Origin of the sequence: Chitinophaga tropicalis, assembly GCF_009758205.1 — a bacterium.
Lineage (GTDB): Bacteria > Bacteroidota > Bacteroidia > Chitinophagales > Chitinophagaceae > Chitinophaga > Chitinophaga tropicalis.
The window spans coordinates 26,689-42,639 of the sequence record NZ_WRXN01000006.1 but is presented as its reverse complement, the minus strand read 5'-3'; the positions used below and the strand labels follow the sequence as shown (position 1 = coordinate 42,639).

General features: G+C 41.7%; 16 protein-coding genes. 7 read left to right on the top strand and 9 right to left on the bottom strand.

Annotated features, from left to right (window positions below; all coding sequences use genetic code 11):
* Positions 1–2: 2 nt before the first annotated feature.
* Together GO493_RS14835 and GO493_RS14830 are read right to left on the bottom strand one after the other, a co-directional pair.
* Positions 3–1,082, bottom strand: a complete 1,080-nt coding sequence (locus GO493_RS14835) for a fatty acid desaturase family protein (RefSeq protein WP_157306989.1) — start codon at positions 1,080–1,082, stop codon at positions 3–5.
* A 145-nt stretch (positions 1,083–1,227) separates the two neighbouring features.
* Positions 1,228–3,156, bottom strand: a complete 1,929-nt coding sequence (locus GO493_RS14830; protein WP_157306988.1) for a galactose-binding domain-containing protein — start codon at positions 3,154–3,156, stop codon at positions 1,228–1,230.
* 100 nt (positions 3,157–3,256) lie between these two features.
* Between GO493_RS14830 and GO493_RS14825 the strand changes: the two genes are divergently transcribed.
* On the top strand, positions 3,257–4,126 hold the full coding sequence (locus GO493_RS14825; protein WP_157306987.1) for an AraC family transcriptional regulator: 870 nt from the start codon (positions 3,257–3,259) through the stop codon (positions 4,124–4,126).
* A 174-nt stretch (positions 4,127–4,300) separates the two neighbouring features.
* Entirely contained in the window at positions 4,301–5,083 is a 783-nt protein-coding gene (locus GO493_RS14820; protein WP_198315722.1) for a nuclear transport factor 2 family protein, read from the top strand.
* A gap of 113 nt (positions 5,084–5,196) precedes the next feature.
* Here the strand turns inward: GO493_RS14820 and GO493_RS14815 are convergent, their stop codons facing one another.
* On the bottom strand, positions 5,197–5,646 hold the full coding sequence (locus tag GO493_RS14815) for a VOC family protein (protein WP_157306985.1): 450 nt from the start codon (positions 5,644–5,646) through the stop codon (positions 5,197–5,199).
* 316 nt (positions 5,647–5,962) lie between these two features.
* Positions 5,963–6,913: a bifunctional helix-turn-helix transcriptional regulator/GNAT family N-acetyltransferase gene (locus tag GO493_RS14810; RefSeq protein WP_157306984.1), complete on the bottom strand. Its 951-nt coding sequence runs from the start codon at positions 6,911–6,913 to the stop codon at positions 5,963–5,965.
* 256 nt (positions 6,914–7,169) lie between these two features.
* Between GO493_RS14810 and GO493_RS31430 the strand changes: the two genes are divergently transcribed.
* Positions 7,170–7,283 carry an AraC family transcriptional regulator gene (locus tag GO493_RS31430; protein ID WP_394350737.1) on the top strand — a complete coding sequence of 38 codons (114 nt, stop codon included), beginning with the start codon at positions 7,170–7,172 and terminating at the stop codon, positions 7,281–7,283.
* On the opposite strand, the gene GO493_RS14805 is transcribed toward GO493_RS31430, so the two are convergent.
* The 3 genes from GO493_RS14805 to GO493_RS31090 form a co-directional block, all read right to left on the bottom strand.
* The gene (locus tag GO493_RS14805; protein ID WP_157306983.1) at positions 7,269–7,985 is read right to left on the bottom strand and encodes an SDR family NAD(P)-dependent oxidoreductase; all 717 of its coding nucleotides are present in this window, start codon (positions 7,983–7,985) and stop codon (positions 7,269–7,271) included. The two genes, GO493_RS31430 and GO493_RS14805, sit on opposite strands and share 15 nt — an antisense overlap.
* Before the next feature lie 85 nt (positions 7,986–8,070).
* Positions 8,071–8,298: a tautomerase family protein gene (locus GO493_RS14800; RefSeq protein ID WP_262885968.1), complete on the bottom strand. Its 228-nt coding sequence runs from the start codon at positions 8,296–8,298 to the stop codon at positions 8,071–8,073.
* A gap of 8 nt (positions 8,299–8,306) precedes the next feature.
* Positions 8,307–8,573 carry a hypothetical protein gene (locus GO493_RS31090; RefSeq protein WP_232538852.1) on the bottom strand — a complete coding sequence of 89 codons (267 nt, stop codon included), beginning with the start codon at positions 8,571–8,573 and terminating at the stop codon, positions 8,307–8,309.
* 1 nt (position 8,574) lies between these two features.
* On the opposite strand from GO493_RS31090, the gene GO493_RS14795 reads away from it, so the two are divergent.
* The 4 genes from GO493_RS14795 (at position 8,575) to GO493_RS14780 (ending at position 12,587) form a co-directional block, all read left to right on the top strand.
* On the top strand, positions 8,575–9,561 hold the full coding sequence (locus GO493_RS14795) for an aldo/keto reductase (protein ID WP_157306982.1): 987 nt from the start codon (positions 8,575–8,577) through the stop codon (positions 9,559–9,561).
* A 16-nt stretch (positions 9,562–9,577) separates the two neighbouring features.
* Entirely contained in the window at positions 9,578–10,411 is an 834-nt protein-coding gene (locus GO493_RS14790; RefSeq protein WP_157306981.1) for an aldo/keto reductase, read from the top strand.
* Positions 10,412–10,630: 219 nt separating this feature from the next.
* Positions 10,631–10,912, top strand: coding sequence for a hypothetical protein (locus GO493_RS14785; RefSeq protein ID WP_157306980.1), 282 nt, complete (start codon positions 10,631–10,633; stop codon positions 10,910–10,912).
* 595 nt (positions 10,913–11,507) lie between these two features.
* A complete protein-coding gene (locus GO493_RS14780; RefSeq protein ID WP_157306979.1) occupies positions 11,508–12,587 on the top strand; it encodes a Fic family protein in 1,080 nt (359 codons plus the stop codon).
* A 306-nt stretch (positions 12,588–12,893) separates the two neighbouring features.
* Here the strand turns inward: GO493_RS14780 and GO493_RS14775 are convergent, their stop codons facing one another.
* Positions 12,894–15,578 (bottom strand): ABC transporter permease, encoded by a 2,685-nt coding sequence (locus GO493_RS14775; RefSeq protein ID WP_198315720.1) that lies wholly within the window; start codon positions 15,576–15,578, stop codon positions 12,894–12,896.
* Positions 15,575–15,868: a PadR family transcriptional regulator gene (locus GO493_RS14770; protein WP_198315719.1), complete on the bottom strand. Its 294-nt coding sequence runs from the start codon at positions 15,866–15,868 to the stop codon at positions 15,575–15,577. The genes GO493_RS14775 and GO493_RS14770 overlap by 4 nt, the downstream gene beginning before the upstream one ends.
* Positions 15,869–15,951: the final 83 nt, after the last annotated feature.

The following is a 15,951-nucleotide window of genomic DNA, read 5'->3' as shown; positions in this document are numbered from 1 at the left end:
TTTCAGGCTGTAACCATGCTTGTAGCGGGTATAGTGGCGAGATTGATCTTTTTTGTCCGGCTTTTCAGGAAGGCTATTACTTCTTCATCTGAATTGAACCTGTTACCGATATTGACAAAATGACGTGCCAGCAGGTCATAACGTTTACCCATCAGGTATAACCAGACATGAAGGAAATGGATACCATCAAACACTATCGCCTCATTATCAATATATTCCTGCAGAGTCTGGCGGAAATAATGTGGATGTTCCGTCCAGTGCATGGAGGGTTTTACATGGTGGCTGATGTGATATCCGTCATTCCAACATTGGTGGTTATACTTAGTATTAATACAGGTAATGCTGTTCTTGTAGGAATTGTCCGGCTCGGCAGCGCATATAAAAGCGTGCTGCGCCCAGTTGCCGGTCATCATAATGATACGGGAAATAATGAACGGGAGGATAAACACTGTTAAAGTAGCCGGGAAGTTTACGAAGGACAGGCCTATGCACATGGCAAAGAACAGGAGCTCTCCTCTCATAGAGCGGATCAGCAGTTTTTTGCGGTGTTTCTTTATAAAATACCTGGAAAGGTTGACAATACCGATGGCAAGAAACACTCCCAGATAGCGGCCAAAGCCCCGGAGAGAATCCCGCTGGAAGGGCATGGTGCAGCTATCGTCGTCCGGCATATTGTTTTCCGGGTGATGCATACCAATATGATGACTGTAATAAGTTTCCGGCGTCTGCCCAAAAAGAGGGCCTATCACCCAGGGTAGGTAGTGATTAAGGAAGCCGTATTTTTTATCAAAGAACACGCGATGACTGGTGCAATGCAGCATCAATCCGAAAGAGCCTTTATAGCGGAAGTTGTTGAGCAGTGTGAAAATAACAGCCGCGATCCACCATACCACCTCATTGATTGGCAGGTATAATATTACCGCCAGTGGTATCAGCACCAGGGTCAGTTCAATAGTGAGATAAAGGAAAGGAAGATCTCTTTCATCGCGGATCATTGATTTCAGGAACTTCCGGGTAGTGGAATCTGGCTTCTCCGGTTTGATGTATACCGGATCGGTAATCACGTTGTTGAATACTTTCATTGTAGGTTTTTAAATGGCACGCCTGGGGCCGGTGTTCGCATTGGATATCTGTAAGGTAAACGAATTAAACGGGAAATTCTTATCATATCCGGAAACATTAGCAGAGGGTTAACATTTTGGCAGCCCTTCGCCGGAAATCTATTCATTACCACCAGACCTGTTTATCATTCTCATATGTAAAGATCCTTTCTTCAATTCCGCCGGAGAGGTTGCGCAGCCATAACAACGCGTTGGCAGGAACATTATCGAAATATAAATAATTGTTAGCTGCCAGCTGTTTTCCCAGCGAGACCCATTTATTGTTCCAGTAGAACAGTTCATACTGATCTCCTTTCTGAACACCATTCATATCATTCCTGGTCAGGAAGCGGATCTCACTTACCGACCTTTTTTCTCCGAGGTCAATACCTACCCAGCTGTTGTCTGCAAATTTTGAGTCAAAGTAAGTTAGCGGGTTACCATCTACAGCTGCGTACCTGGTAGTTCCGGGGTTGTTTAAATAGGAGCTGTCGGTACCCAGTACCGTTCCTTTTAACAGCTCTCTCCTATCCCCATAGAACTGTACTTCAGCAATATTGCCATAAGAATCTTTGGGGGAATAATACCTGAGGTAGCGATATTGCTTTGTATCATTTATGGGAACGATGTTGAAGGTATCTAACGGATCGTAATTGATGGTGTGCAGGGTCACTGCATCTTTAAAGTCGCTTCTGTTAGCTGCCTGGAACCGGCCTCCGATGGTCCTGTGTATGTATTTGGTATTGCTGCTCCTGAAATCTGCCGGGTATTTCCTGTACAGTTTCACTTTCCTCTTATGATCCGGGTCAGGAGCCAGGGAGTGAATAACTCCACTCTTGTCCAAACAGATAGCGTGCTGGGCCGGTTGTAGTTGTCCGTCGTCCTTAATAAACACAGGCAGGTAAACTCCATTGCGACCGGCCTTTTTAAACTGTGCTTTTTGCGCTTCCACTTTTGCCCAGTCTACCGGGTACCAGTTGGGGTAACTGAATACTGCTAAATAGGCTGTCTTGTTCTTACCATTGTCAAAGAGAGAGAATTTCAGATCGGTAGTTGCTGTATATTGCTCTGTCACATCTTCAAAAAAAGGATTATTAAAGAAATCTGGGAGAAAGGTGCATGCTCCTCTATACCAGAAATGGTTTTCTTTATTAACCTGGTAATTGTACCTGTATACTTTTGAGATAATGTATCCCGGTAATTTGAATTTACCCAGTGTATCGTTCTGCAGATCTATAGGTATAGCATGGGAATTATCCATGACCGCTACGGCCCAGGTATGGTCAGAGCTGAGATTAGCGTAGTTGGGAGTATAGTCTACACTGGCAGGTATTCCCAAAGATCTTAAAAAAGCCGCGGTGATAAGTGCCAGTTCTTTGCAGGAGCCTTCCGGCAGTTTCTCCAGTGCGGACAGGGAAAGGTTAGGCATCCGCAGGCCGGATGAACCAAATCTTATTTTAAAGTCTTTATAGCGTTTGCGCAGCCAGGTATGCATGAACCGGACAGCATTCTGCAGGCTGTCTTTCGTTATGTCATGATCTTTGTTGTATAAATAAAAGCTGTCATGCAATGCCCTATTCCATTTTTTCATATCAATAGCCTCGTCTCCTATCCTGTATGGCAGCACGTATTTGTAATATATCTCTGAAGGCAGGCTTTTACTCCATTGTGTTTTGCGATAGGTATCCAGCGAAGATCTTACAAACCGGCTGAGGTAATCGTGCGTAATAATATCAACATCATAACGCCGGGATGTAATCACATTTCTTGATGCGGAAACAGAATCTATTTTATTCAGCAAGGTAGTTTTGTCTGCATATTTCCCTTCCAGCATTGATGTAAATGAATACACGTCAGGACTTGCGGGAAAGGAATGATATTGCAGGTTATCGAAGATAAACCCGACAGACCGCTTACTCATAGTATCTGCCAGGGTGAACTCATTATTGAACGTCTGATAGAGGCTATCGCTTCGTTCCTGGAAATTACTGCCGGTCTTATGCTGGCAGGCAGAGAGAAATATAAGGTAAATGAACAAATGGTATATTGATCTCATTACGTGGGTTGGGTGTCAGATAAACAATAATATTAAGATACAAAATCCGGATAAGTTTATTTCAAAATTTATTAGCTACTTTGCTGTATGGGTAACTGATATGAGCAACAATATTATCAAATATGAGTTTAAGCCGGGGCTTCCGCTGGAGTTTGAAATAATTCCCTTCTCCGGCCTGTACAGTAAAAGCAGGGATATAATTATAAAACCCCATCGTACCTCTTTCTATCATATAATATGGTTTGAAAAGGGTACAACAAAGCATCTTGTGGATTTTAAACCGGTACCGATAAAAGAGAACAACCTTCTTTTCTTAAATAAGGATGTTGTGCAGGTTTATGAGGACAAGCCGAAAGCAGAAGGGATAGCCATAGTTTTTACTGACTCCTTCTTCAGCAAATCTGAAGCAGATATAAAGTTCCTGCATGAGAGTATATTGTTCAATGATCTTTTCTCCGTTTCCATTATTGAATTGAAAAAACAAGCGGGCATCTTCAGTAACCTGGTCAAACTGATGAAAGAGGAATTAAGTAACAGGAAAGATGCGATGCAAGGTGACATTCTTAAGAACCTCCTTCATAATTTCCTTTTATATGCGGAACGGGAAAGAAGAGAGCAAAACTTCCAGGAAGTTAAAAAAGGCGCAGACCTGGATTATGTTCTGCTCTTCAAAGATCTGATAGAAGCCAATTACAAAAAAAACAAACAGGTAAGTTTCTTCGCGTCCAGTCTCAGCGTTACGGAAAAGCGGTTAAACCTGGCAATAAATAAAATACTGGGTAAAACGGCCAAACAAATGATCGACGAGCGGATCATGCTGGAAGCAAAACGTTTGCTGGCCCATTCACATGAGAGCATTAAAGAGATTGCCTATTCACTGGGCTTTGACGAACCTACTAACTTCATCAAATTCTTTCGCAGAAACAACCAGCATACTCCGGTTGAATTCAGGGAAAAGTTCCTGGGTTAAGCTGCCGGCGGAAAAGTATCATACAACTGCCTGATTCTACCTTGATCCCGGATTGCCATTTGTTCAACTTTGTGGTGCATAAAATCACCCATGAACAAAAAGCATTTTATACTGATCCTGGCTTCAGCTATTACAGCGAATATAGCATTGGGTCAACAAAAAAAATCTGGCAAAATGGAAAACTCACAAAAGAAACAACAAGTTGTAGCTTTACTCAAAGCTATAGAAACAGGTGAAGCCGCTCCCGTTGCGGTCATCAATCCCAATAGCTACAAACAACACAACCTGGCAGTGGCTGATGGTCTTGCAGGCTTTGGCGCATTATTGCAACAATTGCCTAAAGGATCTGCCAAAGTAAATACTGTTCGCGTATTCCAGGATGGCAACTATGTTTTTGCTCAAACGGATTATAATTTCTTTGGCCCTAAAACCGGGTTTGATATTTTCCGTTTCGAGGATGGAAAAATTGTGGAGCATTGGGACAACCTTCAGCAAACACCGGAGTCTCCTAACCCCAGCGGGCATACAATGATTGATGGGCATACTACTTTATCTGATGCCGGTAAGGCCAGTGAAAACAAGAAGATCGTAAGCAATTTTGTAAACGATATACTGGTGAATGGTAAAATGGAGAAACTGAGCGCCTATTTTGATGGTGACAACTATGTGCAACATAATCCACAGATAGGCGATGGTTTATCCGGGCTGGGCAAAGCACTGGAGGCAATGGCTAAACAAGGGATCACAATGAAGTATAATAAAATACACAAAGTGTTGGGAGAAGGGAACTTCGTACTTGCTGTCAGCGAAGGCAGCTTTGCCGGGAAGGCGACATCTTTCTATGATCTGTTCAGAGTAGAGAATGGTAAAATAGCAGAGCACTGGGATGTTATTGAAACAATTTCGCCGGAGAGTGATTGGAAGAACAGTAATGGGAAGTTTAATTTTCCTGAATAATACATATTTTATCTCTTTTATAAATGCGGCTGTTATAAATGGCCGCATTTTTTCATTTTTTTACTGAAGAACAGGACGGCATTACTACCGTCCTGTTCCTTTTTCCTGATAATTTACTGAGGTTTTGCCTTTGATGGATCGTCGTAACCGACCATCCAGTTGACACCAAACTTGTCTGTAAACATTCCGAAGTAAGAGCCCCAGAACGTGTCTGCCATGGGCATGGTTACCTGACCTCCTGCGGAAAGACCAGTAAACAGCCTGTCAGCTTCTTCGTGGCTGCCGGCGCTCACTGAGACAGCGAAGTTGTTGCCTGCTTTAAAGTTTGAAGCCCATTCTCCGCCTGTATCGCTTCCCATCAGCATTGTTTCTTTACTGATAGGCAGAGATACGTGCATGATCTTGTTGGCATCCTCTGCACTTACTTTCATTCCGCCGTTGCCAGGTGGCATTTCGCCGAAACGCCCTATATATGGGAATTCACCACCAAATACCGACCTGTAAAATTTAAAGGCGTCTTCGCAATTACCATTAAAGGTTAAATAGACGTTTACAGTTGCCATTGTTTACATTTTTAATTGTGATTTTGAAGAATGCATTCCTATTAGCTTCGTGATTCATGGGGCTGGGATATTAACAAGTTACTAAAAATAAAAAACAGGGAATTATTAATTTATCTTAACGTCAAAATATTACATACAAAAAACAGGCAATGCTTGTGAAACAATTACAGCTTCTATTTTGGGGTATATTGTATACTTTCTCAGCCCAGGCACAGGATACCCTACTATGGAAATTCTTAACAAAAGGGGAGGTGAATTCTTCTCCGGCTATCCAGGCAGATCTCCGTTTTCTTTTTTCACTACATTTTCATCATCATTAGAAGTTTAACTCCATTTGAATATTACAGCGTTTGTAAGGTGTTGCACGCCCTGTAACTTTCTGAAAGCCTAATTTCTGATATAGATTGATTGCAGGTTTAAGTATGGTATTGCTTTCCAGGTATATCTTTGATGCGCCTAATTCCTTTGCTGCATTGGTAACTGCCTGTCCAAGCAGCCAGCCTATGTTTTTGCCCTGTGCCCTGGGAGAAACCGCCATTTTTGCCAGTTCAAAATCATAATCAGGATCATTCATTTTGATGAGCGCACATACTCCAACGACTTCATTGTTCAATAGTGCAACAAATATTTTTCCGCCTTTGTCCAGGATGTACTCGTTCGGATGGTCTAATGCTTTATAGTCTGCCTTTTCCATTTCAAAATAAGTGGAGATCCATTCTTCATTAAGCGCCCTAAAAGCTGATTGGTATTTAGATTCATAGTTTACAATCTGCACTTCCTGACTTTCACGTAACTTCTTCTGTTCCTGCACTCTTCTGAATAATGACTTTTGTTTCAGTAGAAAGTCCCATTCTTCAATTGCCTCCCAAAGGTTATGTGTAGCTTCTTCAATAATATTTTCAATGGCAGCGTCTACATCGGAACACTGTATTCTGATTCTTTCTGAAAGCACTGTTCCCTTCTTAGTCAATCCTACAACGGTCCTTCGTTTATCCTGTGATTTCAGATTTTCACGAACCAACCCTGCTGCGGTCATTTCCTGAATAATTTTAGAGACCGACGGTTGAGAATGCTCAATTTCACCAGCAATTTCAGTAATGGTCTTTTCCCCTTCTTCTGAAAGGAGGAAAAATACCGGAAACCATTTTGGAGAAAAGTCTACATTATATAGTTCATAAATCCGGGTGGCATCATCGGTCACTTTTGCAGACAATAATCGTAGCCGGCTACCTAAGGCCATTTTTCCCGTTTTACTGAAGAAGTCCATTATCTATTATTTAAAGTTCAATCAATCACAAGTTATATAACTAATTATATAATCAGTTATGTAAATGTAGGCACTTTTTCGAAAATGGGTAAAAAAATATGTGCCTTTCTTTACCAATAGTAAAAATCATTGAAATCCAATACCTTAGAACACTTTTTCAGCAGAATGAGAATATACTTATCTATTGGGGCAGACGATATTAAAGCCATTTATGCAATTAAATTACGTTTGCAGTCACACTTAGATATCGGTTTCTGTGGTTGGTTACCAGCCGGGATTTACCAATCTCAGCCACTTTTCAAGAGTTTTTGAACAGCATATTGGTATGAAACCAAAGAAGTATTCAGGCAGATCATTAACCGGGGAATGAAATACCAGTAATTTTCCTGCAATCGTCTAATAGTTTTTCCTGTAATAAAACATTATCAGCTTCCGGATTATAATGATCTTCTTTCTGATGAAAGAAATAGCGACCACTGACTTTAGCTTTATTATCGTTGCTTACGGCAAGCCATACCTGTGTTTCATATCCTTTTTGTAAGTTATCCGGTGCACCCCGGCCTCCCATTTTCGTTGGTACCCACCCAGGATCGACAGCATTGGAATAAACATCTGTCCATTTCCTTGCGACCGATTTGCAAAGCATTAACAGATGCAGCTTTGAGTCGGAATAAGTTATGTTATCATTGAGCTCAGGAGTTCCCTGCAAGTGCATTCCTGAGCTTAAATAAATCAGTCGCGACGGCTTCCGGATTAAACAGGTAAGGATATAAGGAGCCAGTATATTCACAGATAAAATTTGTTTTGCTGAAACATTGTAAACTCCTGCATTATGGATTATGGCGTCAAACTGTCCTGTTTCATTTATTGCCTGAGCAAGCTTTTTCGTTTCTTCAATGTCTGACAGATCGCCGGTCAGAATATTCTCCGCCCCTGGTACTTTCCCCAATATTTCATTTTTCCGTGCGTTACTACGTGTATGTAAAACAACCTGATGTCCGTCAGCTATAAGTGTCTTTGCTGATAATAAGCCAAGCCCATCAGCCGATCCTGTAATGAATATTCGTGCCATAACTTATAATCGGTTTTATTTTATCTATGACCAAACGATATTTATGTCAAATTAATAAAATGCGGTTTTACTATGAACGATTATTTTAAAGTTCGCCTGTCAGGAACTGAGCTCTGCCTGGTCCAAATGACCAATCCTCTTTGGTATTCTCACTCAATGAAATAATCAGGTCAGTGGGGGGAATGCCGATCTCTTCCAGCCTCTTGCACATGGTGGCATACATCTTTTCTTTTTGTTCTCTGTTGCGCCCCTGATGGGTAATCTGGAGTATCACCAATTTATCGGTCCTGGCATATCCTAATCCCGTGTCCAGTGCCTTTATCAGTCCCTTTCTGCACCTGCCACAGTAAAAGAAGGATCATATTTACCCCATATGACCTGCATTTCCCGTTGATGTTTTCTTAGCCATTCCTGCCATTCAGGATATGACTTAACGTTATTCTGATAATCATAGAAAAGATTCAGCTGAATGTCTGCCGTTCCTTTTTGATACCAGCCTTCCCAATCAGTGATATTGGTAAGAAACCCCGTAATCGGTATACAAAACGCTCGTCCTTCCTTCGCAATTTTGCTGCAGAAAACATACAAAATGAAAACACGACAATTAGGAACCTCCGGATTAGAAGTGTCCGAACTTGGTTTCGGCTGCATGGGATTAAGCCATGGTTACGCTAACCAGCCGGACCGGAATGAAGCCATTCGCGTGTTACGCGACGCCGTGGAACAGGGTATCACCTTCTTTGATACTGCAGAGGTTTATGGCCCTTACACCAACGGGGACATCGTGGGAGAGGCTCTGGAGCCGTTCAAGGGCAAGGTGGTGATCGCCACCAAATTTGGATTCAAGAATGGATCGAACGCTGAACTCGACAGTCGCCCGGAGACAATCCGCAAAGTGGTGGACGCATCACTCAGGCGCCTGCGTATCGATACGATCGATCTTCTCTACCAGCACCGCGTTGATCCGGCCGTTCCCATTGAGGATGTGGCTGGCACAGTGAAGGATCTCATTGCCTCGGGTAAGGTGAAACACTTCGGGCTATCAGAGGCTGGGGTAGTAAACATCCGTAAAGCCCACGCCGAGCAACCTGTGACGGTGCTGCAGAGCGAGTACTCCCTTTGGTGGCGCGAGCCTGAAGAAAAGGTCTTTCCCCTGCTTGAGGAGCTCGGCATCGGCTTTGTGCCCTTCAGCCCACTTGGCAGAGGCTTTCTGACCGGCAAAATGAATGCCGACACGATCTTTAAGAAAGAGGATGGCCGGAGTTACTTCCCACGTTTTCAGAAAGAAAACATGGAAGCTAATCAAGCCTTTGTGGATGTTCTTGACCGCGTTGCGACGGAGAAGGGAGCCTCCATTGCGCAGGTGGCGCTCGCCTGGATCCTGGCACAGAAGCCATGGATCGTTCCGATCCCGGGTACCACGAAATCGGAACGCGTGAAGGAAAATATCGGCGCGGCGGCTCTGGAGCTTTCTCCCACGGAGCTAAGCACGATCACCCGGGGCGCAGATAGCATCGAAGCCAAGGGCGGCCGGTATCCAGAAAATCTGGACAAGGTGATAGACCGGAAAGCTTAGACGCCATTAAAAACTTATGGGAAAACAGCATTCAGATAGTTATAAAGTGATGAACATAACATTAAATAACGGCATAAGAATGCCGCTGCTTGGTTTTGGTACTTACTTGCTTCGAGACGGTTTAGAGTGTGAGCATTCTGTGCTGAATGCTTTAAATATCGGCTACAGACTGATCGACACAGCTGCGGCATACTATAATGAGGAATCGGTGGGTAGAGCGATCAAAAAAAGTAATGTCAAACGAGAAGAGATCTTTGTGACCACAAAATTTTTGCCAGTGGATCAAGGGTATGAAAAAGCAAAGCGCACCTTTGAAGCATCACTAAAAAAATTGGGGCTTGACTATATTGATCTGTACCTGATCCATATCCCGCAGGGAGACATAAATTCCTCCTGGACAGCAATGGAAGAATTATATAAAGAAGGTAAAGTAAGGGCTATAGGTGTAAGTAATTTCAATATGAATCAGATTCAGAATTTACTTAAGCAGCATAGTGTGATACCAGCAGTTAATCAAGTGGAGACACATCCATTTTCCCAAAAAACAGAAATGCAGAAAGCTTTGAAATTTCAAGGCATCCAGTTGGAGTCATGGGCTCCCTTTGCCCAGGGTAAAAACAATATTTTTAATAATGAACTTTTAAAAGCGCTTTCAAGCAAATATAATAAGAGCATTGCCCAAGTGGCTCTACGATGGTTAATTCAAAAAGAAGTCGTGGTTATTCCGAAATCAGCAAATTTGAAAAGGATAAATGAAAATTTCAATGTATTTGACTTTGAGTTGTCTTCCGAAGATATGATAACTATCAAATCGTTAGATAAAGGTAGTGGGCTAATTTATCATGTTTAAAAGACGTTTGAAAATAGCAGGCAATTAATAAAACTTCGTAAACTTCATCGTAATTTTTCTATCGTGGAAGTTTATTTGTATACCCTTTGACAGTCAAAACCATTCGAGACAAGACCACGCATTGATCATCCACAATAAAAAACCTTCAGGCAATCATTTATTGAGATACAAATGTAGCGCAGGTAATTTTTTTTCTAAAATGAATAAAGAAATATTACAATGAAGCTTTTAATTTTCTGTCTCATAATGCCTTTCTTTTTCCAAAATAGTCAAAGTGGATATACCATCACTGGTGATGAAATCGAATTTACTTATGCAGGTAACGCTACCCAAAGCGTATATGTCAGCGGAAATTTTAATAATTGGGTGCAGAAGAATGCTCTCTGGAAAATGAGGTTTGGTGCAAGACAGAATAGGTGGTATTTGAAGTTGCCTGTTAAAGAAGTATATGTAAAAGGTAAAGGATTCTATGAATTTGCCTTTAGGGTTGATGCAAACTAACTGATGCCAAAAGCAATGTCAACAAAGTTATTTTTTACAGTGGATATGGCTATCGTTACGTTATCAAGGAGTTTGAATGATACTGATATTCATTTGACTTGTTTTTTGAGGTAAAATAAATGAGGAACAAGGCATTTCGACTCCATAAATAATTGACAATTAATTTTATAGAGTAAAGAAATAAAAATTAAGAGAAATTCTTTGAACTTAAAAAGCCTTCAAATCCAAAGATTTGAAGGCTTTTTAAATTTTCCTGCGGGCTACGAGGGACAACTTTCGAACTTGTTTATAGATGATTTATCTAAGATTCACAACTTTATTGGTGAAATGAAATTAAAAATCTCTTGAAAGCCAGATAACGATCAAATTTCATTTACACACTGGGGGGATGCATGGTTTGATATCGAAACATCAGTGTTGCCAAATCACCTTCCAAAAATATCAGCGACTGGCTACACTATATCTGCACCTGATAATAGTATTATATTATTGATAATGAATTGTTTAAATGTAATTTTTCTTTGCCCAATTGTTGTCATGTATAAAAAAGTGAATTATCTTTACATGACAATTGCCTCATGTATAATTTCTATGTATGAAACCTGATAAGCCATATAATGATCTTATTCCACTGCCTCCACAAAGAACGGTGATAGAAACCCTGCCTATATTAAGGCAATTGGTTAATTCATCAGTGGCTTTAGCAGAATTAAAAGGATTGGCCAATATTTTACCCAACCCCAATATCTTGCTCAATGCAGTTATCTTAAAAGAAGCAAGTGCTAGTTCAGAGATTGAAAATGTTATTACAACTCAGGATAAACTTTATCAGGCATTATCTGCCGATACATCCTTAGTTGATCCGGCAACGAAGGAGGTGCTTCGCTATCGGGAAGCAGTTTTATATGGATTCAGTTTTATCAGGCAGAAGGGATTTTTAAACACCAATTCAATTGTCAGTATTCAACAAAAGCTGGAAGAGAATAATGCCGGTATACGAAAATTACCAGGAACAGCATTGCGTAATGGAGCTACAGGAGAAGTTATTTACACTCCCCCTGATGACTATGATACAATCCTTAATCTGATGAAAAACCTGGAAGAATATTTAAATGATAAAGACGATCTTTCTCCCCTTATTAAACTGGCAGTGCAACATTATCAGTTTGAAAGTATTCATCCCTTCTATGATGGTAATGGTCGCACCGGAAGAATCATCAATGTGCTTTATTTGATCATTCATGGAATGATTGATAGTCCGATATTATACCTGAGTGATTTCATAATAAAGAATAAATCTGACTATTACAGACTGTTGCAGAAAGTGCGCATAAGTGGAGAATGGGAAGAATGGATTCTTTATATCCTGAACGGAATCGAGCAAACTGCAAAGCAAACCTTTAATCAGATTAAAGAGATTAATAGGTTATTTATTGCCACACAGGAGAAAATAAAACTTGAGGCTGAAAAGCTATATGATAAGGAGTTGGTAGAGCTATTATTTGAACAGCCTTATTGTAGAATTGAATATGTGATTGAGCGATTAGGTGTATCAAGAATTACTGCATCTAAATATCTGAAAGGATTGGAAGAGATCGGGATATTAGAATCCAGGCGTGTGTGGAAGGAAATATTGTATATCAACACGAGCTTATTTGCACTGCTAAAAAGTTAATTAACATTAACAGGGAATTGCTACATTAGAAAATTCAATTGATTTCGAACTTAAGTTTCAACTTGATCCACAACTTGCTCCACAACTTTTGGTATTGATCCATTGATCCCTTAAATGTAGTTGAAAACAAACAAGTTAGGGGTTCATGATTATGTATAAAAAAGCAAGACCCACTCTATGAGCGGGTCTTGCTTTTTTGCGGGCTATCGGGGACAAAGTTCGAACCAGTTTGCAGATGATTTGTATCAAATTCAATTATTTAAGCAAAATTTATTTCAGAAATAAAGGGTTAACCAGATGAATGTACTATTCACTGCGTAAGCTTTTTATAGGATTTGTCAGCGCGGCTTTGATACTTTGAAAACTCACCGTCAGCAAAGCAATTCCGATTGCCAGCAATCCTGCCAGTGCAAAAAACCACCAGTCAACCGTAACCTTATAGGCAAATTCCTTCAACCATTGATTCATACCCCACCAGGCCACTGGGGAAGCCATCGCTAGCGCTATCACAATAGGTTTTAGAAAATCCAGGGAAAGCAGCGTTACAACACTACCGGCAGATGCACCCAATACTTTCCGAACGCCAATCTCTTTTGTCCGCTGTTCTGCAGTGAAGGTCGCCAATCCGAATAACCCCAGGCAGGCAATAAAGATAGTCAGGCCAGAAAAGAGGGTCAATACCTGTTCTATCTTTTGCTCGCCGATATAAACCTGTTTAAACCGGTCATCTAAAAACGAATAGGAGAAAGGTGCTGCGGGTGAAAATGACTCCCACTGCTGTTTCAGTGATGCGAGAAACTGTGGAAGTTTACCAGGACGCGTTTTGATTAGAATATTGCCTGAATTCCCACCCAGGAACATGGCTAAAGGCCCGATTTTCTGACGTAGGGATTCAAAATGGAAGTCGCTTACGACGCCAATAACCCTGTAATATGTTTTCACACCATTATCATCAATGTGACCAATCAGTTCTCTTCCGATCGGGTTCTGCTGCCAACCTAAGGCCCGTACAGCTGTTTCATTCAAAATAACAGCTGAGGAATCGGTAGAGAGATTTTTAGAAAAATTACGTCCCTGCACCACATGCATCCCCAACGTAGGAATATAATCATTATCTACTTTATAGAATCGGCTCATTACTGCTTTATCAGGATTTTCTCTGGACATTATGGGACTGTTATCATGGGCCGAATTTCCAATGGGTACCTGTCCTGAAATACTTCCCGTGACTACCAACGGAGACTGGATAATCTTATCCCGAAACAAGGTTTCGTTATCGCTAAGCATTTGTGTGTTATGAACGATCAGCACTTGTTCACGATTGAAACCAATTTTCTGCCTTTGCATGTAACGTAGTTGCCGATCTGCGGTAACGGTGGCAATAATCATTGAAATGGTGACAAAAAATTGAAACGCTACCAAACCACTTCGCAGATTAAAGTTTCCGCGTCCAGCTGTGATCCGCCCTTTCAAGATCACGACAGGCTTAAACGAAGACAGGTAAAAAGCCGGATAACTACCTGCCAACAGGCCTACCAACACAGTTCCTACCACCAAACCAGTGGCTACGAATGCGTTGGTTAGTAAACTCAACGTAAGTATCTTGCCAGTTAACTGATTAAAGAAGGGCAAAGACAGGCCTACAATCAGCAAGCCGACTATCAGTGCTGCAATCGCCAGCAGAACCGATTCGATCAAAAACTGTTGTTGCAATTGCCCTTTTACCGACCCTAATACTTTACGTACCCCTATCTCGCGCGAACGCCGTACTGCCGTGGCCGTCGCGAGGTTCATGAAGTTCACGCAAGCTATCAGTAACATAAAGGCCGCAATGGCCAGAAGCACATATACGTATAGCATGTTTCCCCCTGGGGTTAACTCATTTCCGCCGAATGGGGAATGTAAATGAATACTAGTGAGTGGCTGAAGAAAAACCCCGAAATCATCACCCTTCTCACGAAATTGTTTCAGCGTAAGGTGTAGAAATCCCTCTAATTCACCGCCAATCTGTTTTTCAGCCAGCCGGCTAATTTTAGCCTCTAACTCTTTATAATTGTATTTCTCAGGCAGAACCACGTAGGTGTAATAGTTTATGCTATATATCCATCCTATATGCTGCTCATCATAACCAGGTGAAGAAACCAGCATATCGAACCGGAAATGAGCGTTTGCGGGTACATTTTTGACCACGCCTGTAATTCGATGAGGTGTCTTTTCACGGCTGAATAATAAGACTTTCCCGACCGGGTTCTGATTGCCGAAGTATTTCCGTGCAGTTTCTTCGGTCAATACCACAGTGTTTGGCTCGGTCAGTGCCTGTTTCGGATCTCCTTTCAGAAATGGAATGGTGAACACTTCACAAAAATTTGAGTCGGCATACAGCAGGTTATCTTCTTTAAATGAACTGGTTCCGTTACTAACAAACTCAGCTCCTCTTAGCAGGCGTGTAGCTTTTAATATTTCCGGAATTTCCTGTTGTAAGTCCCGTGCAGCATTTGGACCTAATATGGGGCCACTAACGTCCTCACCGTTTAACCGCGCCCTGAGTCCGACCCGGAAAATTCGGTCTGCCTTCTCATTATAGCGATCATACGATAATTCATCCTGTACATAAAGCATGATCAGTATGCAGGTAGCCAATCCGATGGCTAAACCAATTATATTAATACTGGTTGATACTTTTTGACGTTTTAAATTTCGAAATGCGATTTTTAGATAATTCTGAATCATCATGGTTTTTATGCTGAAAGTGGCTGGGTAATCTGGTTGTCGATAATATTGTTTATCCGTTTTTCTTCTGCGTACAAATGGCGGTAATACCGACATCACATTCAGAAGATAATAAAGTGTTGCCCTGGCTTTGCCTGAACGCTTATACCAGTACGTATACAACTCATCCAGATCACCTGATACTTCCTCCAACGTATCGTCAGGATGTAGTCTAATGAGTAACCACTGGGCCCAGCGCGGTGGTTGAACAGGAGATTTCATACGTTACCAGGTTGAAGGATGTCGGGGGGTAATAACGACCAGAGGTTTTGGCGGAGCTGTTGAATTTCCTGCAGCGCCCGACTTCCCGGAGCAGTGATCCGGAATAGCCGTTTACGTCTTCCCCCGCGTTCGGTCGTGGCCCCACCCAGTTCAGATGTCACAAATCCTTTCTCTTCCAAACGGATTAGCGTGTTATGTACGGTGCCGAACGTAACGATCCGTCCCGTATGCTCTGCGAGGGCCTCACTTATCGTTACACCATACCCTTCTCCGTTAAGGAGGGCGACCATCAGTAAAACCATTTCTTCGAATTCGCCCAAATAAGTCCTGCGCATATGTTCAGGTTATTAGTTTCTATTTTATCGTACAAAGG

What these genes read in the sequence shown, in the direction of transcription:
- GO493_RS14835 (WP_157306989.1), bottom strand. Translation starts at nt 1,082, where the DNA reads ATGAAAGTATTCAACAACGTGATTACCGATCCGGTATACATCAAACCG.
- GO493_RS14830 (WP_157306988.1), bottom strand. Translation starts at nt 3,156, where the DNA reads ATGAGATCAATATACCATTTGTTCATTTACCTTATATTTCTCTCTGCC.
- GO493_RS14825 (WP_157306987.1), top strand. Translation starts at nt 3,257, where the DNA reads ATGAGCAACAATATTATCAAATATGAGTTTAAGCCGGGGCTTCCGCTG.
- GO493_RS14820 (WP_198315722.1), top strand. Translation starts at nt 4,301, where the DNA reads ATGGAAAACTCACAAAAGAAACAACAAGTTGTAGCTTTACTCAAAGCT.
- GO493_RS14815 (WP_157306985.1), bottom strand. Translation starts at nt 5,646, where the DNA reads ATGGCAACTGTAAACGTCTATTTAACCTTTAATGGTAATTGCGAAGAC.
- GO493_RS14810 (WP_157306984.1), bottom strand. Translation starts at nt 6,913, where the DNA reads ATGGACTTCTTCAGTAAAACGGGAAAAATGGCCTTAGGTAGCCGGCTA.
- GO493_RS14805 (WP_157306983.1), bottom strand. Translation starts at nt 7,985, where the DNA reads ATGGCACGAATATTCATTACAGGATCGGCTGATGGGCTTGGCTTATTA.
- GO493_RS14795 (WP_157306982.1), top strand. Translation starts at nt 8,575, where the DNA reads ATGAAAACACGACAATTAGGAACCTCCGGATTAGAAGTGTCCGAACTT.
- GO493_RS14790 (WP_157306981.1), top strand. Translation starts at nt 9,578, where the DNA reads ATGGGAAAACAGCATTCAGATAGTTATAAAGTGATGAACATAACATTA.
- GO493_RS14785 (WP_157306980.1), top strand. Translation starts at nt 10,631, where the DNA reads ATGAAGCTTTTAATTTTCTGTCTCATAATGCCTTTCTTTTTCCAAAAT.
- GO493_RS14780 (WP_157306979.1), top strand. Translation starts at nt 11,508, where the DNA reads ATGAAACCTGATAAGCCATATAATGATCTTATTCCACTGCCTCCACAA.
- GO493_RS14775 (WP_198315720.1), bottom strand. Translation starts at nt 15,578, where the DNA reads ATGAAATCTCCTGTTCAACCACCGCGCTGGGCCCAGTGGTTACTCATT.
- GO493_RS14770 (WP_198315719.1), bottom strand. Translation starts at nt 15,868, where the DNA reads ATGGTCGCCCTCCTTAACGGAGAAGGGTATGGTGTAACGATAAGTGAG.